The following is a 20,568-nucleotide window of genomic DNA, read 5'->3' as shown; positions in this document are numbered from 1 at the left end:
GATGATCCGTTACGGAACCAACCCGATTGCCTGGTCCAACGACGACGACCGCACGCTGGGCGCGCATATCAGCCTCGAACAATGCCTCGACGAAACCGCCAAGATCGGTTTCGACGGCATCGAGAAGGGCCACAAGTTCCCGACGGAGCCGGAAGGCCTGAAGGGCGTGCTTTCGCCGCGCGGCCTCTCCTTCGTCTCCGGCTGGCATTCGCTGAACCTTCTGACCGACGACATCGAATCCGAAAAGAAGGCGATGCAGCCGGCGCTCGATCTCCTGAAGGCGATGGGCTCGAAGGTCATCATCGTCTGCGAGACCTCCAATGCCATCCATGGCGACGACGACAAGGCGCTGGTCGACCGTCCGCGCCTTGCGGCCGGGGACTGGGCGAAATTCGGCGCGGGCGTCGAGGCGCTGGCCGCCTTTGCCGCAGAACAGGGTATCACCCTCGTTTATCACCACCACATGGGAACGGTGGTGGAGAGCGAAGAGGAAATCGATCTCCTGATGAAGCATACCGGCCCGAAGACGCATCTGCTCCTCGATACCGGCCATTGCCTGTTCGGCGGCGGCGATCCGGTGCGCGTTGCGCAAAAATACATGGGTCGTGTCGGCCATATCCATGCCAAGAACGTGCGCCCTGCCATTGCCGATCAGGTTCGCGGTGAGCGGCTCTCCTTCCTCGAAGGCGTGCGCCGCGGCGTGTTCACCGTTCCCGGCGACAGCGAAGGCGGCGTGAACTTTCCGCCGGTGCTGAAGGTGGCGGCCGAGCATGGTTACAGCGGCTGGCTGGTGATCGAGGCCGAACAGGACCCGGATGTGCGCAACCCGTTCGAATATCAGAGCCTCGGGCTGAAATCGCTGAAGGCTTTTGCGCGCGAAGCAGGGCTGGACAAGGCTCAGGCTGCTTGAGCTGAGCCGATAACGGGCGGCATACCCCGCCCGTCATACCGGCCTTGAGCCGGTATCCAGCCAGCCCAAGTCCTTGGGCTGAAAAGAGTTGTCCCCGCCGCGCGGACGCGCGTTGGCTGGATCCCGGCTCAAGGCCGGGGTGACGAGACGGCAAGAACCGACGAACGACTGACCAAAAAGGAACACCACCATGACCTCACTTCTGCGCAAGCCGGTCGCGACCAGCGGCAAGGTGCACGATATCACGCCCCAAAGCGCGGATTGGGGTTATGTCGGTTTCGGCCTTTACCGCCTGAAGCCGGGCGAGACGGCGGCGGAAAACACCGGCGATACCGAAGTCATCCTTGTGCTGGTCGAAGGCAAGGCGACGATTTCCGCAGGCGGTAAGGACTTCGGTGAACTCGGCGACCGCATGAATGTGTTCGAGCGCAAGCCGCCGCATTGCGTTTATGTTCCGGCCGGCTCCGAATGGTCGCTGACCGCCACGACCGACTGCACCGTCGGCGTCTGCACCGCACCCGGCGAAAAAGGCAACCGCGAGGCGCAGCAGATCGGCCCCAATGGCGTGCAGCTCACCGAGCGTGGCAAGGGCGCCAATACGCGTTACATCTTTCCCATCGCCATGGAAGAGCGCGATGTGGCCGACAGCCTCCTGGTAACGGAAGTCTTCACGCCGTCGGGCAACTGGTCCTCCTATCCGCCGCACCGGCATGATGAGGATAATTACCCCAACATGACCTATCTGGAGGAGACCTACTATCACCGGCTCAACCCGGCGCAGGGTTTCGGCTTCCAGCGCGTCTTCACCGAAGATGGTTCGCTGGATGAGACCATGGCGGTGTCGGACGGCGACGTCGTGCTGGTGCCCAAGGGCCACCACCCCTGCGGCGCGCCCTATGGTTATGAGATGTATTATCTGAATGTGATGGCGGGGCCGATGCGCAAATGGCGCTTCAAGAACCACCCGGATCACGACTGGATTTTCAAGCGGGATAATCCGTAAGGCATTTCAGGCAAACACCGCCGCCTCCTCATCCCTGTGCCTGTCACAGGGATCCAGCCAGCCCAAGTCCTTGGGCTGAAAGGAGTCTTTCCGTCGCGCAGACGCGCGTCGGCTGGATTCCTGTGACAAGCACAGGAATGAGGGGTCTGCGGAGGTATATCTCGACTCTACGTTGGAGCTGAACCAACGCATCCAAACAATTGAATTAATTCAAATAATTTCGGGAGGAGAATAGCATGGCCGCTCTTGGCGTGGGCCTTATCGGCACCGGTTACATGGGCAAATGCCACGCGCTGGCGTGGAACAATGTCACCAGCGTCTTCGGCGATGTGGAGCGCCCTCGCCTCGTGACGCTCGCGGAAGTCAATCCCGAGCTTGCCGCGAAGAAAGCCGCCGAATTCGGTTTTGCCCGCTCGACAGGCAACTGGCGCGACCTGCTTTCCGACCCCGAGATCGACGTCATCTCGGTCACCACGCCCAACGCCTTCCACCCGGAAATGGCGATTGCCGCCCTTGAAGCCGGCAAACATGTCTGGTGTGAAAAGCCGATGGCTCCCGCTTTTGCCGACGCGGTGAAGATGCGCGATGCGGCCCGCCGGTCCGGCAAGGCAGCGGCGATGGGCTACAACTACATCCAGAACCCCGTCATCCGCCATATCCGCCGCCTGATCGACGAAGGCGCCATCGGCAAGGTCTATCATGTTCGCGCCGAAATGGACGAGGACTTCATGGCCGACGCCACCCAGCCCTTCTACTGGAAGAGCGAAGCTTCCTCCGGTTATGGCGCGCTGGACGATTTTGCCGTGCACCCGCTGTCACTGCTCTTCGCTCTCTTCGGCCATGCCGAAAGCGCCATCACCGACATGGTGAAGCCTTATGAAACCCGGCCGCTTGCCGGCGGTGGCGAACGCGCCGTCGAAACACATGACCTCGCCAGCGTGCTGCTGAAGCTCGAAGGCGGCATTTCCGCCGTGCTCATCGCCAACCGTTCCGCCTGGGGCCGCAAGGGCCGCATCGCCATCCAGATTTATGGCTCCACCGGCTCGATCCTGTTCGATCAGGAGCGGATGAACGAGTTCCAGCTCTACACCACGGATGGACGCCCGGAGGAGCAGGGTTTCAGAACAATTCTCACCGCACCGCACCACAAGCCCTATGACCGCTTCATCCCCGCCCCCGGCCACGGCCTCGGCTTCAACGATCTGAAGGTGATCGAATGCCGGGAACTGATCACGGCCATCGAGGGGAAAAAGGCCCATATCATCGATTTCGAGGAAGGGCTGAAGATCGAGCGCAGCATCCACGCCATGGCCCGGTCGTTTGCCGAAGGGCGCTGGGTGGGAAGCTCGGAGATTGCGGAATAGGACGCCCACAAAGGGCGAAAACGTCTCCTCCGTCATGCCGGCCTTGAGCCGGTATCCAGCCACGGCGCGTCTGCGCCGTGAGAGGAGTATTTCGCGATCAAGGACTTGATCGCGCTGGACCCCGGATCTAGTCCGGGGTGACGGGCGTGTGGCGGTAAAGCCTCACCCCTTGACCGGCGTTTCCGGCACCGGCGTCAGCACCTTGCCGTCCTTGAACCAGCCAAGAATATTGTCGGCCACCAGATCGGCCATGGCGTTGCGCGTCGGAACCGAGGCGGAGGCGACATGCGGCAGCAGGGAGACGTTCGGCAGCGACAGGAAGGCTTCCGGGACTTTCGGCTCGGCATAGAACACATCGAGACCGGCAGCGCCCACAGCACCGCTCTTAAGCGCCTGCAAAAGCGCATCCTCATCGACGCTGGAACCGCGCCCGACATTGATGAACACGCCCTCAGGCCCCAGCGTCGTCAGGATTTCGGCGTTGATCGCCTTATGCGTTTCCGGCGTACCCGGCACGATGCAGATGAGGATATCGACGGCTTCCGCCATCTCCTTCAGCGAGTCGTAATAGGTGTAGGAAAGGCCATCCCGTTTGCTGCGGGTGTGGTATCCGATTTCCACCTTGAAAGGCTCCAGCCGCTTGGCGATTTCCTGCCCGATGCGGCCCATGCCAAAGAGACCTACCTTGCGGCCGCGCAGCGAAAACGGCGACAGCGCGAACGGGCCTTCACCAACCCATTTGCCGTCGCGCAACCAGGTCTCGGCCTGATAAAGACGGCGCACGGTGTTGATCAAAAGCGCAATCGTTGTATCCGCCACCTCGTCGTTCAGCACATCAGGCGTATTCGTCACCACGATGTTGCGTGTGGCGGCATGTTTGGCATCGACGCCATCATAACCCACGCCGAAATTGGCGATGATCTCGAGCTTCGGCAGCGCATCGATCCATTTGGCGTTGACGACGCCGGAAACGGCAATGGCGTTAACACGCTCGGCCGCCCCATCAGGCAGAACCGGCTCGGCACCGGCAGGCACAGTCACGATCTCGACCTTGCCTTCGAGGCGTTCGAGAACGCGCGGGTTTATCTTGCCGGGAACGAGAACGACGGCCTTTTTGTCAGACATGAGCGGATATTCCTCCTGATAACATTCCGATAGTCGGAGCGGGTTGCAGGCGAACCTTCCGCCATCCCACTCCTCTGGGCGGCGATCTTTTCAAACAAAGACGGCCGTGAAAAGGGCAATAAGGGGATGCTATGGGGGCAGACGGAAGTTTCATGCCGATTTTTTTAAGCACCCTCCCCGTCATGCCGGACTGGATCCGGCATCCAGCCAGCCCAAGTCTTTGGGCTGAGAAGGTCTTTTTCACCGCTTGGACACGCGGTGGCTGGATTCCGGCTCAAGGCCGGAATGACGGAAAGGTGCAATGCACAGAATGCACACCATTTCCCATCGTTTGAAGCCTTACACCCTCGGCCGTACCGGCCCTGTCGATTGCCGGATGCGCATTTCCGGCTTGATGAGGTGAATGCCGTCAGGCTCGTGGCTGCCCGCCAGCCTGTCCAGCAGCGCGCGGGCCGCTAAGCGCCCCACCTCGGCCTGACCGTTGGAAACGGTGGTCAGCGCCGGCGTGGCGATGGCCGCCTCTTCCAGATCGTCGTAGCCGGTGACGGAAATATCGACGCCCGGCACCAGACCGGCGCGGGAAATGCCGTTCATGAGACCGATCGCAACGAGATCGTTCCAGCAGACGGCGGCGGTCGGCTTCTGCGGCAGCGAGAGGAAATGCACGGCAGCCTCGAAACCGCCCTGCTTGGAGCGCGGGCCGGGAATGCGCAGGTTCGGATCGACCTCGATGCCCGCCTTGCGCAGCGCATTGACATAACCCTGATAACGGTCGCGGCCGGTCGAGGTCTGGTCGGTGCCGCCAACCATGGCGATGGTGCGGTGGCCGAGGCTGATCAAATGATTGGTCGCCAGCGAAATGCCGTAGCTGTCGTCGCCGCGATAGGTCGGCATGTCGACGCCATCCAGCGAACGGGCCACCAGAATGGCGGGCATGCCGTTTTCCTCGGCCAGCGTCATATCCTCGATCGGCGTGCCGATGGCCGGCGACATGATAATGCCGTCGGAACCGAGCTGCAGCAGCGTTTCGATGAAGGTGCGCTGCTTTTCCACCGAATCGTAGTGGTTGGAAAGAATGAAGGTCTGGCGGCTGCGGTCCAGCTCGCTTTCGATGGCTTTCAGAATTTCCCCGTAAAACGGGTTCATCACATCGTGGAATACCACGCCGACAATGCCGGAACGCGAGGTGCGCAGGCTGGCGGCGCGGCGGTTATAGATATAACCCAGCGCCCGCGCCTGTTCCTTGATCTTGTCCCGCGTATCGGCGGCGACCAGCGGGCTGTCGCGCAATGCAAGAGAAATGGTGGCGGTCGAAAGACCGAGGCTTTCGGCAATCGTGGACAGTTTGACCTTTTGGGCCACGGCATTCCTCCCCAAACGCGTGTCAATGACGGATGGCTCCGTTTAAATTGCAATTAAACAATTTAAACAAAATCCGCAACCCGTTTAAGGAATACCCACAAAACAGATGGTTCTTTTAAAAATTTCAGCAAAAATTATTGAAGATTGGCGTCTATCGCCTTCAAGAGTTTAACGATGTTGCGCACATCCTTGGCCGAAAGCCCCTCAACGGCTCTTGCACCGCAATTGGCGATGGAAACATTGATGTGTTCGACGCTTTTCAAACCCGCTTCCGTCAGCTTCACCAGCGTCACGCGGCCATCCTCATCGTCGCCGCTGCGTTCCACGAAGCCCTGGGCTTCCATGCGGCCGATGGTGCGCGTCATGGTCGGCGCTTTGACGCCGAGTTTCTGGGCGATCTGCCCCGGCGTGAGACTGCCTTCCTGCGCCAGCGCCAGGATAACGCCGTCTTGGCCCGCATAAAGCCCGCTTTCGGCAAGGCTGTGGCTGAGCGCCGTGCGCATGGAACGGGCCGCCTGGGTGATGGATTGCGCCAGTTCCTCGGGGTTGAAATTCTCATCCCGTTTTTTGGCGTCCTTTACCTTCTTGCCGCCCTTTTCCTTCTTGGCGCTTTTGTCCTTATGCCCGGTTTTGTCCTTGCTCATATGCGAGTGCCTTTTACCCTGTGGCGGAACCGATATATGTTGCTGGAAATCCTTAACGAATGCACGCGCGGACTGCCATATGCCAAACTCATACACGCATTATCACGACGAAAACGTAACAGACCCGCATCTTCGCGCAACAGCTGCAATTTCCGTGCTGCCGCTCGGCGCGCATGAACAGCATGGGCCGCACCTGCCGTTCGAGACCGATACGCTGATTGCCGAAGGCATCGCCGCCCGTCTCGCCGCCGCCCTGCCCGCCCACCTGCCCGTCTCTTTCCTGCCGGCGGAACCGGTCGGCTATTCCATCGAACACATGAATGTGCCGGGCACGAAAACCCTGCGTTACGATGAGGCCATCGAGCGCTGGCTCGGCATCGCCGAGGCGGAATATAAAAAGGGCGTGCGCAAATTCTTGATGCTGAACGCCCATGGCGGCAATTCACCGCTGATGACCGTCGTCGCCACCGAGGCCCGCGCCCGTTTCGGCATGCTGGCGGTGGCAACGAGCTGGACCCGTTTCGGCGTGCCGGTCGATATCGTGAAGCCGGAGGACAAGGCGGTCGACATCCATGGCGGCGATATCGAAACATCGGTCATGCTGGCGCTTCACCCCGAGCGGGTGGCGATGCAGAAGGCCGAAGACTTTCCCTCCCGCCAGAGCGATTTCGCCAGCCGCTTCAAACACCTGCGCGCCTATGGCCCGCATGCATTCGGCTGGCTGATGAGCGATCTCAACCCCGACGGCGTTGCCGGAAACGCCGCCGCCGCCACTGCGGAAAAGGGCGAAAGGCTGATTTCCCATGCCGTAAAAGGCCTTGTCGAACTGCTTGAAGATATCCACGCTTTTGACATAACGTTATTTCATAACAAAATTTGAGCGACATGGCCGAATTCGGCCAAAATCTCTTTGAACTGCCCGGACGTCGCGCCTATATGGACGACGACACATCTTCCTGAGGCCTGACGGCCTCTCTCCACGCGGGGTTTTCCATGACCGAAACAGCTATAGCCAAGCCCATTCCAGTCACCGTCCTGACGGGATATCTCGGCGCCGGCAAAACGACGCTTCTCAACCGCATTCTCTCCGAGAACCACGGCAAGAAATACGCTGTCATCGTCAATGAATTCGGCGAGATCGGCATCGATAACGATCTGATCGTCGAGTCCGATGAAGAAATCTACGAAATGAACAATGGCTGCGTGTGCTGCACGGTGCGCGGCGACCTGATCCGCGTCGTGGAAGGCCTGATGCGCCGCCCCGGCCGTTTTGACGGCATCATCGTCGAGACGACAGGTCTTGCCGATCCCGTTCCCGTCGCCCAGACCTTCTTCATGGATGACGACGTGCGCGCCAAGACCGAGCTTGACGCCGTCGTTGCCCTCGTTGACGCCAAGCACCTGCCGCTGCGCCTGAAGGACAGCCGCGAGGCCGAAGACCAGATCGCCTTTGCCGATGTCGTCGTCGTCAACAAGACCGATCTCGTTTCGCCGGAGGAAGTGGCCCGCATCGAGGATATCGTGCGCGCCATCAATCCTTCCGCCCGCATCTACAAGACGACGCGTTCAGGCGTCGATCTCGCCCGGGTTCTCGATCAGGGCGCCTTCAATCTGGAGCGCGCGCTGGAAAACGATCCGCATTTCCTCGAGCATGGCCATGACGACCACGTCTGCGGCCCCGATTGCGACCATCACCACCACGATCATGATCACCATCATCACGACCACGATCACGGGCATCATCACCACGATCATGACCATGGCCACGATCATCACCACCATGGCGCGGTTTCGCCGATCCATGACGTGACGGTGCAGTCGGTCTCGCTGCGCGGCGGCGAGATGAACCCCGAGCGGTTCTTCCCGTGGATCCAGAAGGTCACCCAGACGGACGGCCCGAACATTCTGCGCCTCAAGGGCATCATCGCCTTCAAGGGCGATGCGGAACGTTACGTGGTGCAGGGCGTGCACATGATCATCGAGGGCGACCACCAGCGCCCGTGGAAGGAAGACGAAAAACGCGAAAGCCGCCTCGTCTTCATCGGCCGCGAACTGGATCGTGAGAAGCTGGAAAAGAGCTTCAACGCCTGCCTCGCGACGGCCTGATCCTTATCCCTCCGTCACCCCGGCCCTGAGCCGGGGTACGGCTGCGTCCGTCATCCGCCCGACGCGCGTTCTTCGACACCGTACACGGCAGTTGAAAATCATTGACACTCCGGCGCTCCGGGCTCACCCCCCTCTGTCCTGCCGGACATCTCCCCCTCAAGGGGGGAGATCGGCAAGAGGCTTTCTCGCCGCTTCATTCTCGACCGTCGAGAGGTGCGAAACCTCGCCACGGAACGATCTCCCCCCTTGAGGGGGAGATGTCCGGCAGGACAGAGGGGGGTGAGCCCGGAGCGCCGGAGTGTCAATGATTTTCAACTGCCGTGTAGGGTGGTCCCTCGACGACAAAGCGCTCTATCTCCTTGATTTCACGAATCGTCCGAACGTAAAAGCGGTTCCGCTTTTGCCGGAAATGCTCTAGAACCATGCCAGCCAGCGGGAGCAACGCCCCCGCCAATCCGACACAGATACGAAAGACCGATGCCCCATGCCGACTGTTGCCCCGCTTGATATCGAAGGCCACGTGGTCTCGACCCATTTTCTCGGCGACATTCCCCTGTTTGCCACCGCCGCCGGCACCATTCACCGGCTGGATGGCGGCGAGAAGGTGACTGAGGCGCATGACGGACTTCTGACCTGCGTGCGCGATCCCTATAGCGCCACGCTGCTTTCCGGTGGCGAGGACGGGCGTGTGCTGCGCATCGGCCATGACGGCAGCATCGGCGAAATCGCCAATGTGCCGCGCAAATGGGTGGGCGTCGTTGCCGGCGGGCCGCAGAAGGCTGTCGCTTATGGCGTCGGCAAATCCAGTTTCGTCCGGCTGTCGGACGGCACGGTCAAGGAATTCAAGGAAGAGCGCACGGTGGAGGCCATCGCGTTTGCGCCCAAGGGCCTGCGCATTGCCGTTGCCCGTTATAACGGTGTGACATTGCACTGGGTGGCGACCGCCGGCGACCCCGTCGATCTGGAATGGAAGGGTGCACATACCGGCGTCACCTTCTCGCCCGATGGCAAGTTCCTCGTCACCACCATGCAGGAAAACGCCCTGCACGGCTGGAAGATGGAAGCCACCAAGGGCGGCATGGAAGCGCGCCACATGCGCATGACGGGTTATCCCGCCAAGGTCAAATCCGTATCCTGGTCGGCAAAGGGCAAATGGCTCGCCTCTTCCGGCGCGCCGGCCGCCATCGTCTGGCCGTTTGCCGGCAAGGACGGCCCGATGGGCAAAGCCCCGGAAGAACTCGGCAGCCGCGCCAACATCATGGTCACCAATGTCGCCTTCCACCCTGTGGAAGACGTGCTCGCCATCGGCTTCATCGACGGCATGATCCTCGGCGTGCGCCTTGCCGATGGCAAGGAAGCCCTGCTGCGCCGCCCCGGCAAGGGCGCCATCACCGGCATGGACTGGAGCGCCACCGGCAAGCTGCTCGCCTTTGCTTCGGAAGCGGGGGATTGCGGGATCATCGATATTTCGGCTTGAGGGATGGACGCGGGGGTAACAGGCCGCCCTACTCCCCCACCTGCCGCCGCGTCAAAAACAACAGCAGCAAGGCCGCGCCCGCGCCAACCGAAGCGAGCCGGATCGAGACGCCGAAACTCGCATATTGCGATACGAACCCCATCAGCGGCACCGCAAAAAGCGCGGCGAGGAAGATGGAGTTCATGTAGAGCGCCGTCGCCCGGGCCGTGCGGCCGCGTGCAAAGCCCTGCACGAAGGTAAGGCAAGTGCCGGCGCAGAGCCCGTAATAGGCACCTTCCAGCGCCGCACCCGCGATCATGGCGGGCAATGTGGTGACCGAGGCGATGACGTTGAAGGCGACGATGGCCATTACCGCCGAAACGCCCAGAAGCAGGCGGGCGCTGAAGCGGCGCATCATTCGCGGCGCGAGCAGGATGAACAGAACCTCCATGGCGCATTTGACGCTGAGCGACAGGCCCGGCACGTAATCCGGCAGGCCGACCTCCCGCACCAGAAACACCGGCAGGGCCGAGGCGCAGAGAGCATGGGCAAAAGACATGCAGAAGCTGGCCGCCGCCGCCATAAGCAGCGGCAGGTTGCGCGCTGTATCGTCGTCACCCGCCTGTCGCCGCTCCATCGGGCTGGTCTGGTCGCGCGGCACGACCGCAAGGGCAAGCCCGCCCCAGATGACCGCCATCAGCATGGCATTCACGAACACGGCCTTCGCGCCGGCAAGATCGAAGATCAGATAGGCGGCGGCAGGCAGCAGCATCCACGCCAGCGACACCATCGTTCGCAGGAAGGCATTATAGGCGGCCGTATCCAGCGCCTTCACCCGGCCATGATACCGGCCGTAACTGAAAATGAGCGTGCTGGCGGCATTGGAAAGCCCCATGCCGGTCGCCGTTATCGCCACCAGCAGCGCCAGATGCCCGAAGCTTGCCGCCGCGGCCGCGACAAAAGCGCCGCACACGGAAAGCATCAACAGCGGCCTCACCCGCACCCCGGCATCGACACGCTCGCCATAAACACGGCTGGCAACAATCGAAGCCAGCGCCGCCGTCACGCTGTAAAAACCGACGGTCGCCGGCGGATGGCCGAGCACCTGGATGATGTAAAAACCGATAAACGGCACAACAGCCGCATTGGTGCTGCCGGCAATAAAAACCAGCAGGGCGATCAAATAGGCCTGACGATCGAAAGCGCCCGGCAAAGTGCTTTTCTGTAGCATGGGAATCGACTGAAGGCTGGGAGGCGGGGCGGGATGACGGCGACCACCATCACACCAAAACGGCCTGTGGTTCAAGCCCGCTTGGAAAGCCGGATGCGGTTTCATTGCCGGTTAAAGGTGAAACCGCTTCTTTTATGCCGGGCCTGGCTGCCGCCCTGGGGCTGGACGCAAGCTCTCAACCGTAAGCCCGTGTCACTTAATTAGAAGCACCTGCCCGGTGATGTTCTCGCCGCCGGGCAGGTTATGGATTGATATATGTCGGACTGTCGCCCCCGATACGGCCGCCGTAAAGATGGGCGACCCTCTCCGGAAACGAAAATCCGCAAATCAGAACTTTACGCCGAGACCGACGCTGACGACATGTTCGCTGAGTTTTCCATCGGCGGAAATGCCCCGGACAGTGTAGGTTTCCTTGCCGAAATCGTTGTAACGATATTCGAGACGGCCGAATACGTTGTCGGTGAAGGCGTAATCGATGCCGGCGCCAATCGTCCAGCCATTCAGCATCTTGCTGGTATTGCCGAAGGGCGTCTTGATCTCGCTGTCCGTCGCGGTGTAACCACCGGCGGTGTAGATCAGGGCGCGGTCGACGGCATAGCCGGCACGCAGGCGCGCGGAGCCGTTCAGGCCCGAGGAAACCTTGCTGAGGTTGATCGTCTTTTTGCCCCAGGCATAACCGAGATCACCCTCGACACCGAGAATGACGGACGGCGCGACTTCGGCATTGTAACCGGCAAAGCCCGCAAAGCGAGCTCCATCGAAACTATGCTTGTCGGTCTCACCTTCTTCAGTCGTTTTCAACCGGTTCCAGCCATAGCCGCCCGAAACACCGGCGTAAAAACCGTCCCAGGAGAAGGCAGGCGCGGCATCGTTGACGACAGGTGCTGCCGGAACGTCGCTGACGGCATCGGCAGCAATGGCTGCGCCGGAAAGAACGCCGAGCGCGGCGAGCGCGAGAAATGATTATTTCAACATGAAATAGCTCCTTCAAAACTTCCTTACCCGCCGAAATGCGAGCCGCGAACATACCCGCCACCGAAATCACAATCACAAATGGCGAGTCGTGGACACGTGTTAATTGAAACATCCAAAAGTTAAAAGCAAGTAACAACAGCAGCAAAATTGAAAGTATTTTAAAATATAGATCATATTTTTACTTTATAATTTCATTTATTACCAATACAGAAATTAGAATATAAAAATATAAATATGCATCGGCGCACACCCGTTTCCGAAGCCGTCACGGATCGGCGGACACAAGGTGCTGATGGAGCATCCAGAATAAAAAAAGAGGGCCGCGAGGCCCTCTTCCAGTCATGCGATGCGCCGTTTGTTCTTGCCGGAAACGCCATGCGTCAAACACACGCAACTCAAGGATCATTGCCGGCTTATGCGCTGCGCGCATCGTCTGCGTCGAAAATCCCTGATGATTTTCGAGCTGTTGCGTTGGAGCGGGATGGAGAAAAGCCCGATGGTTTCGCCATCCCGTTCCACGTCTCAGTTAGTGGCGGCGCTTTTTGCCGCCGTCATTCTTGTTGTCGATGACATCGACGGACGTCTTGTTGCCGTTCAGCACACCGTTCAGGATGCCGGTCTTGTTGCCGTTCAGAATCCCGTTATTGGACAGGATGCCGCTGACACCGAGATCGATGCTCGGCGAGACGACGACAAGGGCGCCACCCTTGTTGCTGTTGCCGGACAGGATGCCTCCCAGAAGACCGCCCGCATTGGCCTGACCAACGGAAGCGACAGTAAGAATAGCGGCTACACAAGCGAACTTTGCAATCATTTCTCTCTCCTCTTTTGTTTGATCACGCCATCTGGCGTAACTGAACTGTATATTTAGAGGATTCTAATTCAAGCAAAGGCTAATATTACAATAAACGATTAACACTAATACTTGCAATTTTAATCAAATTTTACATATCGCGACTTCGCGCTCCCGCCCCTTGCTCAAACAATGTCGGCCAGCACCTGCCCCGCAACAGTAAAGCGGCGCGGGAAACTTTATTAACCATCCAAATATAAGATATTGCTTAATTAGAGACCGGAGATGCGCATGGGACTGGGGGGATATATCGCGCTTGTTCTCGGGCTTGCCTGCGCCTGCGGTGCGCGGGCGGGGGAAAAGGCCGATGAGCACAATGTCACCTATAAATCCGGCATTGCTTATGACAGCAATTATTTCGCCGACACCAACCGGCTGAGCGCGATTTCGCTGCGCGCCGGCTTCGGGCTCAATGGCAAGATCGCGCTGGAGGGGGCGGAGCTGCGTTATTCGCTCGAGCAGGAAGAGGTTCGCCTGCCCCGCTATCGTTTCGCCAATGAACATAATACCATCGCGGCGCTGGGCTTGACCAAGCGATTTTCCGAAAAGCTGGAATGGGCCCTTGAGCTGCGCGGCACCCGCAGCGATGCCGGCGATATATTCCTGCACCTGCCGGAAGAAGACATTGGTTACCGGCAGCTGGATCACAAGCTGGAGGCGTCTTCCCAGCTCGGCATCCTCGCCCTTGGCGGCAAGAACACGCTGACGGCAAGTGTCGCCAGCCTGATGAAAGGCAAGGCGCGGTTCCGCCCGGCCTATTTCCTGCCCACCCGACTGGAAGCGAACGAGGCGCTTTTATCGCTGAAGGCCGAACATGCACGATCGCTCGGCGGCGGCGAGGCGGGGCTGACCCTTGCCTACGACCGTATCGCCGTGCCTGAGGGGCAGCAGGAAAAATATGAACGTTTCCCGGCCAACACGCTGCGAGGTTCTCTGGCCTATGGCTACAGGTTCTCCGACCGTTTCGCGGTTCTGGCCGAAGCGGGCTTCACATCCATTTCCGGCGATGAGATCAGCGACAAGGTAAAGCGCACCCGCCCCTATCTGCGGGCCGAGGCCGAGGTGAAGGCCACCGAGCGTATCGCCTTCGGCGCGGGCTTTTCGCAGGACTATGCGCTTTTCGACCCGGATGACCCGATTGCCGAATTCCATCGCCGCTTTCAATTCGTCATCAAAAGCAGGCTCACCGAAAGGGTGGGGCTCGATCTTGCGCTGCACCGGGTCCACAAGGACTGGATCTATTATAATTACGATACCAGCGAGCGCCGGCTGGTCGCGACGCTTTCCTTCGATACCGGCAAGAACAGCAAGCTGGAGGTGGAGTTCAACCGCCTGCTGCATGGCGAGCGCGATACCAATCTTGCCTATAGCGGCTCCAGCATCACCTCGCGTTTCAGCGGTACCTTCTGAAATTTAAGGTCAGCCCGCGCGAAGGATCAGCCGCATCAGGTCGAAATTCGGTCCCAATTTCTGCTAGAGTCGGGCCTTCCAGATTCGAAGGCAGGACAGACCGGATAATGAACAGACGCTTTTTGCTCCTCGCGGCCGGCCTTGCCTGCGTTCCCGTCGCCGCGGCGGCCCATCCGCATATCTTTGCCGAAGCCCGCATGGAAATCGTCGAGGGGCCGAACGGCACCGTTCAGGAAGTGCGCAATATCTGGCGTTTCGACGAGATGTTCTCGGCAAGCGTGGTGATGGATTACGACAAGAACAGCGATCTGAAGCTCGACAAGGACGAACTGGCCGAGATCGGCAATACCGTGCTGGAATCGCTCGCCGAATATTCCTACTACACCTTCATCACCGCCAATGGAAAACCGGTGGAATTTGGGAAGCCCGAGGCCATTCACGTGGACTATAAGGATCAGCAGATCCTGATGTTCTTCTCCGTGAAGCCGACCAAGCCTCTGGCCGTCAAGGGCAAGCTCAGCTTCGGCGCCTGGGATCCGACCATGTATACGGCAATCGATTTCGCCAAGGACGGCGATATCGCCACGCAGGGTAAGGACCTGAATGCCTGCAAGCATCATGTCGTCCGTCCCGATCCCGACGAGGTGATCTCGCAGAACCAGGGCACGCTCACCGACGCCTTCTTCAACGATCCGACCGGCACCGACATGACCAAGCTCTTCGCCACCCGGCTGGAGGTCTCATGCTGAGCCGCAGGGCCGGCCTCTTCGCAGTCGCCATTGGCCTCATTGCCGTGGCCGGTGCGGCCCATGCGCAATCGCCGCTCGGCATCGGCTCGGCCGAGCCTTCCTTTTCCGTCGGCGGCCCCTTCGCGCCGCTGATGCAATGGATCAACGTGCACCAGCAGATGTTTTATCGGGCACTGACCGGCGCGTTGAAGGCCATGCGTGAGGATGGCTGGGCGCTCAGCTCGCTGATCGGCCTCTCCTTTGCTTATGGCGTTTTCCATGCCGCCGGTCCCGGCCACGGCAAAGCGGTCATTTCGTCCTATATGATCGCCAATGAGACGCAGCTGAAACGCGGCATTCTCATTTCCTTCGTTTCGGCGCTCATTCAGGGTGCGGTCGCCATCGGCCTCGTCGGTGCGGCCTGGCTGGTGCTGCGCGGCACCTCCATCACCATGACGAAGGCGACGCAGGCGATGGAAATCGCCAGCTTCGCCATGGTGGCGCTGTTCGGCGCCTGGCTGCTGGTGCGAAAGCTCTGGTCGCTGCGTATCCGGCGCGAGCCTGTCGCGGTTTTCGCGCCGGCAGGTGAAACCGCGGTCGGCAGAACCACCGGCATGGGCACGGGGCTGCGGTTCCAGGGCAAGCCGGTTTTCGCCGATCACGACCATGACGGCACCGGCGATCTCTGCGCCGCCTGCGGTAAATCTCATGCACCGGATCCCATGCTGCTGAAGGGCAAGAACTTCAGCCTGCACGAGGCATGGTCCGCCATCATCGCCGTGGGGCTCAGGCCCTGCTCTGGCGCGATCATCGTCATGAGCTTCGCGCTTCTGAACGGGCTTTATCTCGGCGGCGTGCTTTCCGTCCTCGCCATGTCGCTCGGCACGGCCATAACGGTATCGCTGCTCGCCATCATGGCCGTCTCGGCAAAAGGCCTCGCCGTGCGTTTCGCCGGCCCCGGCAGCCGCAGGGCAGCCGGCATCAGCCATGCGATCGAGATCGCCGGTGCGCTGTTCGTGCTCATCATGGGGCTGTTGCTGCTCGGCGCGTCGCTTAGGCTCTAACCGTCACGGCGACGCTGGTAACGCGCGCGCAGCCAGAACAGCAGGAAGAAACATAACACCGCCACCGTGCCGAAGGCAGCGGCGAGCCAGGGCGAATAATCGCCGAGCCACAGCATGATCTTCGGCATGACGAAGAAGACCAGCCCGAAACCGACGATGATGAGGGCGGCGGCGAAGGCCGGAGACCAATCCTTCTTGCCGGGGCGCGGCTTTTCAAGCGCAGGCTTTTCAGGCGCCGAGTGTTCAGGCAATGGCATCGGCAAACTCCGCACGGATATCCTCAAGCTTGCGCTTCTGCGCGCCATCGGCCGCAAAATTCTCCGGCGAAAGCCAGGCTTCGAAGGCCTTGCCGATCAGCGGCCATTCGCCGTCGATCATGGAAAACCACGCCGTATCGCGGTTCTGGCCCTTCGAGATCATATGCTGGCGGAAAACGCCCTCGAAGGTGAAGCCATAACGCTTCGCCGTGATCTTGGAGGGCTCGTTTTCATTGTGGCATTTCCACTCGTAACGGCGATACCCCAGATCCTCGAAAACATGTTTCGCCATCAGGTAATGCGCCTCGGTGGAAAGAGGCGAGCGCTTCATCTTCGCGCCATGGGCGACAGAGCCGACCTCGACCACGCCATTGGCGGGATCGGGCCGCATGTAGCTCGCCATGCCGACGATATCGCCGGTGGCGTTTTCAACGAAGACCAGCGTGACCCAGTTGAGCTTCTGCCCTGCGCCGACGAGCCAGTCGCCGAAAGCGTCGGCATCGGGAAAGGCGCTTTGCGGGAAATATTTGAGCAGTTCATTCACGCCCTCGCCACCAAGTGCGGCCCAGAGCCTTGCGAGATGTTTTTCGCGATCAAACGGCTCCGCCGTCACGTAACGGCCCTTCAACACCACCGGCTGCGGCGGCGGACATCCCTTGAAATCACTCAGATCGCGCATTCTCTTCCCCATTTGCTGGGAGAAGGATTAGGGCAAGCGGGGCGGGATGACAACAGTGCATGTGTCGGGTCGGCGGGTGCGGTTTACCCCCCTCTGCCCTGCCGGGCATCTCCCCCTCAAGGGGGGAGATCGACAAGCGGCTATTTCTCGCCTCTCTCAACGTTTGCGAATGAAGTGGTGGTAGCGCCTCCTGCCGATCTCCCCCCTTGAGGGGGAGATGCCCGGCAGGGCAGAGGGGGGTGAACCGCGCCCGCCGAGGCTAACCTCAAACCTTCGCCGCCACCACCGTCGCCTCGATATGGTCCACCAGCGCATCCGGCAGCCCAAGCCGCCCGGCCAGAAGATCGAGATAGCCCCGCTCCGCCCGCGTATCGGCCTCGATGGCAAGCCGCGAGGCGGTGTAAAGCTCCACCTTCTGCTCTTCCGTGCGGGCAGCAGCCACCAGCGCGTCGATGTCGAGCGGATCGGCCAGTTCCTTTTCGAGGAACCGCTCGGCTTCGCTATCGAGACCGGAGACCTGCACCTTGTCCATGATGTTGGCGCGCTCCTTCTCATCGATATGGCCGTCCGCCCTGGCGGCGGCGATCATCGCCTGGATGAGCTTCAGCGCAAAATCATTGGAAAGGGCGGGCGATTGCGGATGGAAGGCGGAATCGGCGGGCGGGGCGAGAAGCTCCGGCTCGGGTTTCGGCGCGGCTTCAGGCGCCTGGCCGGACTTGTAATTCTTGTAGGCGAGGTAACCGAGACCGGCGATGGCGGCCACGCCGCCGATGGTGGCGACATTGCCGGCGAGCTTGCGGCCGGTCTTGGTGCCCAGAATGGCGGCGGCGAGCGCGCCGGCCTTCAGAGGATTGTTCTTGGCGATATCGGCGGCCTGCCCGGCTCTGTCACGGACGCTTCCCGAAAGGCCCGGCACCTGCGAGCCGAGGAATTGTTCAAGAAGCTTCTTGGCGTCGAACATCAAAATCTCCTGTAGAGGTCAAATCTACAGGGGAGATAGGAAGCCGTGGGCCGAATACAAATGTCAAACCCGCTCACGCCTTCGTGAACGGGTTTGACAGAATGCAAATCAGGCGCGCAGTGCGGCGGCTTCGGCGGCAAGCTTGGTAATGCCCGCCCAGTCACCCGTCGCCACCAGTTCGCGCGGGGCAACCCAGGAGCCGCCGACGCAGACGACGTTCGGCAGGGAGAGGTAATCATTGGCGTTCTTGAGCGACACGCTGCCGGTCGGGCAGAAGACCGTGCCGGCGAGCGGCGAGGACAGCGCCTTGAGGTAGGGTGCGCCGCCGGCCTGTTCGGCCGGGAAGAACTTCAGCACCTTGTAACCCTCGTCGCGCAGCGCCATGACTTCGCTGGCGGTGGCAGCCCCCGGAAGCAGCGGCACCTTCGAACCGCGTGCGGCTTCCAGCACGCTTTTATTGATGCCGGGGCTGACGATGAAGGTGGAGCCTGCTTCGGCGGCCGCTTCGAAATCCTTCGCATTGAGAATGGTGCCGGCGCCGACATTCGCGCCCTCCACTTCCGCCGCAACTGCGCGGATGGCATCGAGCGCCGCCGGTGTGCGCATGGTGATCTCGATTGCCTTCAGGCCGCCTGCGACCAAAGCGCGCGCAAGCGGCACGGCGGAAGCGGCATCATCCACGATCAGCACCGGCACGACCGGCTGGAGCTTGAGGATGGAGAGCAGTTTTTCGGAGTCCTGGGCCAAGATGAGCCTCCCTTGCGCAATTGAAACGATTGAAATTCCGTCTACCGATTAGCCTGCCTCGGCTTTCATGTCGAGGCGCGCCAGCCGCATTTTTATCCAGATACTTCAATCAATTCGCTTCATCGCACTATCATATTGCGATAATCTGGCGCCCCAGTTCGCGGAGACAGCATGGCCAAGGAAATTGAACGGAAGTTTCTTGTTGCAGGCGGTGAATGGCGCAATGAGGTCACGCATAGCATGGCTTTCCGGCAGGCATATGTCGCCTCGATGGAAAACCGCTCGGTCCGGGTCAGGATCGTCGACCAGCGCGATGCGACCCTGACCATCAAGATCGGCGCAAGCGCGCTTGTCCGCGACGAATATGAATATTCCATCCCCCTCAAGGACGCCGAAGAGCTGATGGCGAGCGCGCCGGGCGTGGTGATCGAAAAAACCCGCCACACCGTCGATCATGGCGGCTTCACCTGGGAAGTGGATGTTTTCGAAGGGAAATATCACGGGCTGGTGGTGGCGGAAGTGGAAATGAACGACGAGAATGCCGATCCCGATCTGCCGTCCTGGCTGGGCAGGGAAGTCACCGGAGACAAGCGCTTCTCCAACCAGTCGCTCGCCATGGACTGTCCGAACGGAGACTTGCCGGATGCCCTTCAGAATTGACCCGAAAAAGCCCTTCGACAATGAAATCCGTCGGGCGGGGCTGGAGCTGATCGACGATACGGTCACGATCCTTCGCGACCAGCCGTCCGGGTCGCACGAGGCCGTGCACGACGCCCGCAAGCGGTTCAAGCGGCTGCGCGCCCTCTATCGCCTCATCCGCAAGGCGGCGCCGGATTTCGGCCGCGAAGAAAACGCCCGTATTCGCGATATCGCCCGCTCCCTCGCCTTTGCGCGCGATGCGACGGCGCTGGTGGAAACAGCGGAATATCTCGAGGCCTTCGCGCGTTCCGATGCGCAGGGCGAAGCGCTGCGCTCGATCACCGCGATGCTGCGCGCGCGCCGCGACGACGCCATAGAACACGAGGCCGGTCTCGACGAGGCCATTGCCGCCGCCATTGCCGGCTGCGGGGAAGCGCGCCAGAAGCTCGAGGACCTGTCCCTGCCGGATGAGTTGAAAGACACCGCCCGGCTGCTGAAAAGCGCCTGGGCGAAACAGAGAAAAAGGGCGCGCAAGGCGCTCGCCGATTGCCATAAGCAGGCCGACGCCGAGCATTTCCATGAATTGCGCAAGTCCGGGCAGGCTTATTGGATGCATCTTGGCCTGATGCGCCGGCTCTGGCCCTCCGCCATGCGCGCCAAGCGGGCCGATACCAAGCGGCTGGTGGATATTCTCGGCCACGAGCACGATCTCTCGGTTCTTGCAGCCGTCGCCGACCGCGAACCGGAGCGTTTCGGCAATGGCGAGCGGCTGGCCCTGCTGCTCGACGCGATCATCGAGAGGCAGCAGGCGCTGCGCACGGAAGGCCTTGCGCTGGCAAACGAGGTATTTTCCGAATCCGCCCGCACCGAAAGCCGCATCGTCGGCCTGTTGTGGCGGCAGGCGGCGAAATAGCCCAAACGCCACTTTCGGCGCTCGCTCACCTCCGTCATTCCGGCCTTGAGCCGGAATCCAGCCAGCCCAAGTCCTTGGGCTGAAAAGACTTGTCCCGCCGCGCAGACGCGCGTCGGCTGGATTCCGGCTCAAGGCCGGAAT

Annotated in this window: 21 protein-coding genes; 11 read left to right on the top strand and 10 right to left on the bottom strand. The window is 60.8% G+C overall.

Annotation, left to right across the window (positions count from 1 at the left end; translation table 11 throughout):
- Position 1 precedes the first annotated feature (1 nt).
- From iolE to FGF54_RS23770, 3 genes are all read left to right on the top strand, one after another.
- A complete protein-coding gene (gene iolE / locus FGF54_RS23785) occupies positions 2-910 on the top strand; it encodes a myo-inosose-2 dehydratase (RefSeq protein ID WP_142781368.1) in 909 nt (302 codons plus the stop codon).
- A 190-nt stretch (positions 911-1,100) separates the two neighbouring features.
- Positions 1,101-1,913: a 5-deoxy-glucuronate isomerase gene (gene iolB, locus FGF54_RS23780; RefSeq protein ID WP_142781367.1), complete on the top strand. Its 813-nt coding sequence runs from the start codon at positions 1,101-1,103 to the stop codon at positions 1,911-1,913.
- Between the two features lie 236 nt (positions 1,914-2,149).
- Entirely contained in the window at positions 2,150-3,277 is a 1,128-nt protein-coding gene (locus FGF54_RS23770; protein WP_142781366.1) for a Gfo/Idh/MocA family protein, read from the top strand.
- A gap of 162 nt (positions 3,278-3,439) precedes the next feature.
- Here FGF54_RS23770 and FGF54_RS23765 read toward each other — a convergent pair whose 3' ends face one another.
- The 3 genes from FGF54_RS23765 to FGF54_RS23755 form a co-directional block, all read right to left on the bottom strand.
- Entirely contained in the window at positions 3,440-4,402 is a 963-nt protein-coding gene (locus tag FGF54_RS23765; RefSeq protein WP_142781365.1) for a 2-hydroxyacid dehydrogenase, read from the bottom strand.
- 339 nt (positions 4,403-4,741) lie between these two features.
- Complete coding sequence (locus tag FGF54_RS23760; protein WP_142781364.1) at positions 4,742-5,764, bottom strand: LacI family DNA-binding transcriptional regulator; 1,023 nt, start codon at positions 5,762-5,764, stop codon at positions 4,742-4,744.
- Between the two features lie 134 nt (positions 5,765-5,898).
- On the bottom strand, positions 5,899-6,408 hold the full coding sequence (locus FGF54_RS23755) for a MarR family winged helix-turn-helix transcriptional regulator (RefSeq protein ID WP_035263256.1): 510 nt from the start codon (positions 6,406-6,408) through the stop codon (positions 5,899-5,901).
- Positions 6,409-6,487: 79 nt separating this feature from the next.
- Between FGF54_RS23755 and FGF54_RS23750 the strand changes: the two genes are divergently transcribed.
- The 3 genes from FGF54_RS23750 (at position 6,488) to FGF54_RS23735 (ending at position 9,991) form a co-directional block, all read left to right on the top strand.
- A complete protein-coding gene (locus FGF54_RS23750; protein ID WP_142781363.1) occupies positions 6,488-7,288 on the top strand; it encodes a creatininase family protein in 801 nt (266 codons plus the stop codon).
- A gap of 113 nt (positions 7,289-7,401) precedes the next feature.
- Positions 7,402-8,514, top strand: a complete 1,113-nt coding sequence (locus tag FGF54_RS23745) for a GTP-binding protein (protein ID WP_142781362.1) — start codon at positions 7,402-7,404, stop codon at positions 8,512-8,514.
- 484 nt (positions 8,515-8,998) lie between these two features.
- On the top strand, positions 8,999-9,991 hold the full coding sequence (locus FGF54_RS23735; protein ID WP_004433450.1) for a WD40 repeat domain-containing protein: 993 nt from the start codon (positions 8,999-9,001) through the stop codon (positions 9,989-9,991).
- Positions 9,992-10,019: 28 nt separating this feature from the next.
- Here the strand turns inward: FGF54_RS23735 and FGF54_RS23730 are convergent, their stop codons facing one another.
- From FGF54_RS23730 to FGF54_RS23720, 3 genes are all read right to left on the bottom strand, one after another.
- A complete protein-coding gene (locus FGF54_RS23730) occupies positions 10,020-11,201 on the bottom strand; it encodes an MFS transporter (protein WP_142781360.1) in 1,182 nt (393 codons plus the stop codon).
- Positions 11,202-11,528: 327 nt separating this feature from the next.
- Positions 11,529-12,119: an outer membrane protein gene (locus tag FGF54_RS23725; protein WP_246667037.1), complete on the bottom strand. Its 591-nt coding sequence runs from the start codon at positions 12,117-12,119 to the stop codon at positions 11,529-11,531.
- Between the two features lie 583 nt (positions 12,120-12,702).
- A complete protein-coding gene (locus FGF54_RS23720; protein WP_004433441.1) occupies positions 12,703-12,990 on the bottom strand; it encodes a hypothetical protein in 288 nt (95 codons plus the stop codon).
- Positions 12,991-13,260: 270 nt separating this feature from the next.
- Between FGF54_RS23720 and FGF54_RS23715 the strand changes: the two genes are divergently transcribed.
- The 3 genes from FGF54_RS23715 (at position 13,261) to FGF54_RS23705 (ending at position 16,231) form a co-directional block, all read left to right on the top strand.
- A complete protein-coding gene (locus FGF54_RS23715) occupies positions 13,261-14,439 on the top strand; it encodes a hypothetical protein (RefSeq protein WP_142781359.1) in 1,179 nt (392 codons plus the stop codon).
- A gap of 107 nt (positions 14,440-14,546) precedes the next feature.
- Positions 14,547-15,188 carry a DUF1007 family protein gene (locus FGF54_RS23710; RefSeq protein ID WP_161987894.1) on the top strand — a complete coding sequence of 214 codons (642 nt, stop codon included), beginning with the start codon at positions 14,547-14,549 and terminating at the stop codon, positions 15,186-15,188.
- Entirely contained in the window at positions 15,182-16,231 is a 1,050-nt protein-coding gene (locus FGF54_RS23705) for a nickel/cobalt transporter (protein ID WP_142781358.1), read from the top strand. Before FGF54_RS23710 ends, FGF54_RS23705 begins: the two co-directional genes overlap by 7 nt.
- Here FGF54_RS23705 and FGF54_RS23700 read toward each other — a convergent pair.
- From FGF54_RS23700 to FGF54_RS23685, 4 genes are all read right to left on the bottom strand, one after another.
- Positions 16,228-16,488, bottom strand: a complete 261-nt coding sequence (locus FGF54_RS23700) for an intracellular growth attenuator family protein (protein ID WP_142781357.1) — start codon at positions 16,486-16,488, stop codon at positions 16,228-16,230. The genes FGF54_RS23705 and FGF54_RS23700 overlap by 4 nt on opposite strands.
- On the bottom strand, positions 16,475-17,167 hold the full coding sequence (locus tag FGF54_RS23695) for a GNAT family N-acetyltransferase (protein WP_142781356.1): 693 nt from the start codon (positions 17,165-17,167) through the stop codon (positions 16,475-16,477). The genes FGF54_RS23700 and FGF54_RS23695 overlap by 14 nt, the downstream gene beginning before the upstream one ends.
- A 265-nt stretch (positions 17,168-17,432) precedes the next feature.
- Entirely contained in the window at positions 17,433-18,128 is a 696-nt protein-coding gene (locus FGF54_RS23690) for a tellurite resistance TerB family protein (RefSeq protein WP_142781355.1), read from the bottom strand.
- A 108-nt stretch (positions 18,129-18,236) separates the two neighbouring features.
- Positions 18,237-18,875, bottom strand: coding sequence for a 2-dehydro-3-deoxy-phosphogluconate aldolase (locus FGF54_RS23685; protein WP_142781354.1), 639 nt, complete (start codon positions 18,873-18,875; stop codon positions 18,237-18,239).
- A gap of 171 nt (positions 18,876-19,046) precedes the next feature.
- On the opposite strand from FGF54_RS23685, the gene FGF54_RS23680 reads away from it, so the two are divergent.
- The gene (locus FGF54_RS23680; RefSeq protein ID WP_065655372.1) at positions 19,047-19,535 is read left to right on the top strand and encodes a CYTH domain-containing protein; all 489 of its coding nucleotides are present in this window, start codon (positions 19,047-19,049) and stop codon (positions 19,533-19,535) included.
- Positions 19,519-20,427: a CHAD domain-containing protein gene (locus FGF54_RS23675; protein ID WP_142781353.1), complete on the top strand. Its 909-nt coding sequence runs from the start codon at positions 19,519-19,521 to the stop codon at positions 20,425-20,427. The genes FGF54_RS23680 and FGF54_RS23675 overlap by 17 nt, the downstream gene beginning before the upstream one ends.
- Positions 20,428-20,568 lie beyond the last annotated feature (141 nt).

The sequence above is a fragment of the Agrobacterium sp. T29 genome, assembly GCF_006970545.1.
In the GTDB taxonomy this organism is placed as follows: domain Bacteria; phylum Pseudomonadota; class Alphaproteobacteria; order Rhizobiales; family Rhizobiaceae; genus Agrobacterium; species Agrobacterium leguminum.
This window is presented reverse-complemented; position numbering and strand designations above follow the sequence as displayed.

What these genes read in the sequence shown, in the direction of transcription:
- FGF54_RS23730 (WP_142781360.1), bottom strand. Translation starts at nt 11,201, where the DNA reads ATGCTACAGAAAAGCACTTTGCCGGGCGCTTTCGATCGTCAGGCCTAT.
- FGF54_RS23705 (WP_142781358.1), top strand. Translation starts at nt 15,182, where the DNA reads ATGCTGAGCCGCAGGGCCGGCCTCTTCGCAGTCGCCATTGGCCTCATT.
- FGF54_RS23680 (WP_065655372.1), top strand. Translation starts at nt 19,047, where the DNA reads ATGGCCAAGGAAATTGAACGGAAGTTTCTTGTTGCAGGCGGTGAATGG.
- FGF54_RS23715 (WP_142781359.1), top strand. Translation starts at nt 13,261, where the DNA reads ATGGGACTGGGGGGATATATCGCGCTTGTTCTCGGGCTTGCCTGCGCC.
- FGF54_RS23695 (WP_142781356.1), bottom strand. Translation starts at nt 17,167, where the DNA reads ATGCGCGATCTGAGTGATTTCAAGGGATGTCCGCCGCCGCAGCCGGTG.
- FGF54_RS23675 (WP_142781353.1), top strand. Translation starts at nt 19,519, where the DNA reads ATGCCCTTCAGAATTGACCCGAAAAAGCCCTTCGACAATGAAATCCGT.
- FGF54_RS23745 (WP_142781362.1), top strand. Translation starts at nt 7,402, where the DNA reads ATGACCGAAACAGCTATAGCCAAGCCCATTCCAGTCACCGTCCTGACG.
- FGF54_RS23735 (WP_004433450.1), top strand. Translation starts at nt 8,999, where the DNA reads ATGCCGACTGTTGCCCCGCTTGATATCGAAGGCCACGTGGTCTCGACC.
- FGF54_RS23700 (WP_142781357.1), bottom strand. Translation starts at nt 16,488, where the DNA reads ATGCCATTGCCTGAACACTCGGCGCCTGAAAAGCCTGCGCTTGAAAAG.
- FGF54_RS23690 (WP_142781355.1), bottom strand. Translation starts at nt 18,128, where the DNA reads ATGTTCGACGCCAAGAAGCTTCTTGAACAATTCCTCGGCTCGCAGGTG.
- FGF54_RS23710 (WP_161987894.1), top strand. Translation starts at nt 14,547, where the DNA reads ATGAACAGACGCTTTTTGCTCCTCGCGGCCGGCCTTGCCTGCGTTCCC.
- FGF54_RS23755 (WP_035263256.1), bottom strand. Translation starts at nt 6,408, where the DNA reads ATGAGCAAGGACAAAACCGGGCATAAGGACAAAAGCGCCAAGAAGGAA.
- iolB (WP_142781367.1), top strand. Translation starts at nt 1,101, where the DNA reads ATGACCTCACTTCTGCGCAAGCCGGTCGCGACCAGCGGCAAGGTGCAC.
- FGF54_RS23720 (WP_004433441.1), bottom strand. Translation starts at nt 12,990, where the DNA reads ATGATTGCAAAGTTCGCTTGTGTAGCCGCTATTCTTACTGTCGCTTCC.
- FGF54_RS23750 (WP_142781363.1), top strand. Translation starts at nt 6,488, where the DNA reads ATGCCAAACTCATACACGCATTATCACGACGAAAACGTAACAGACCCG.
- iolE (WP_142781368.1), top strand. Translation starts at nt 2, where the DNA reads ATGATCCGTTACGGAACCAACCCGATTGCCTGGTCCAACGACGACGAC.
- FGF54_RS23765 (WP_142781365.1), bottom strand. Translation starts at nt 4,402, where the DNA reads ATGTCTGACAAAAAGGCCGTCGTTCTCGTTCCCGGCAAGATAAACCCG.
- FGF54_RS23770 (WP_142781366.1), top strand. Translation starts at nt 2,150, where the DNA reads ATGGCCGCTCTTGGCGTGGGCCTTATCGGCACCGGTTACATGGGCAAA.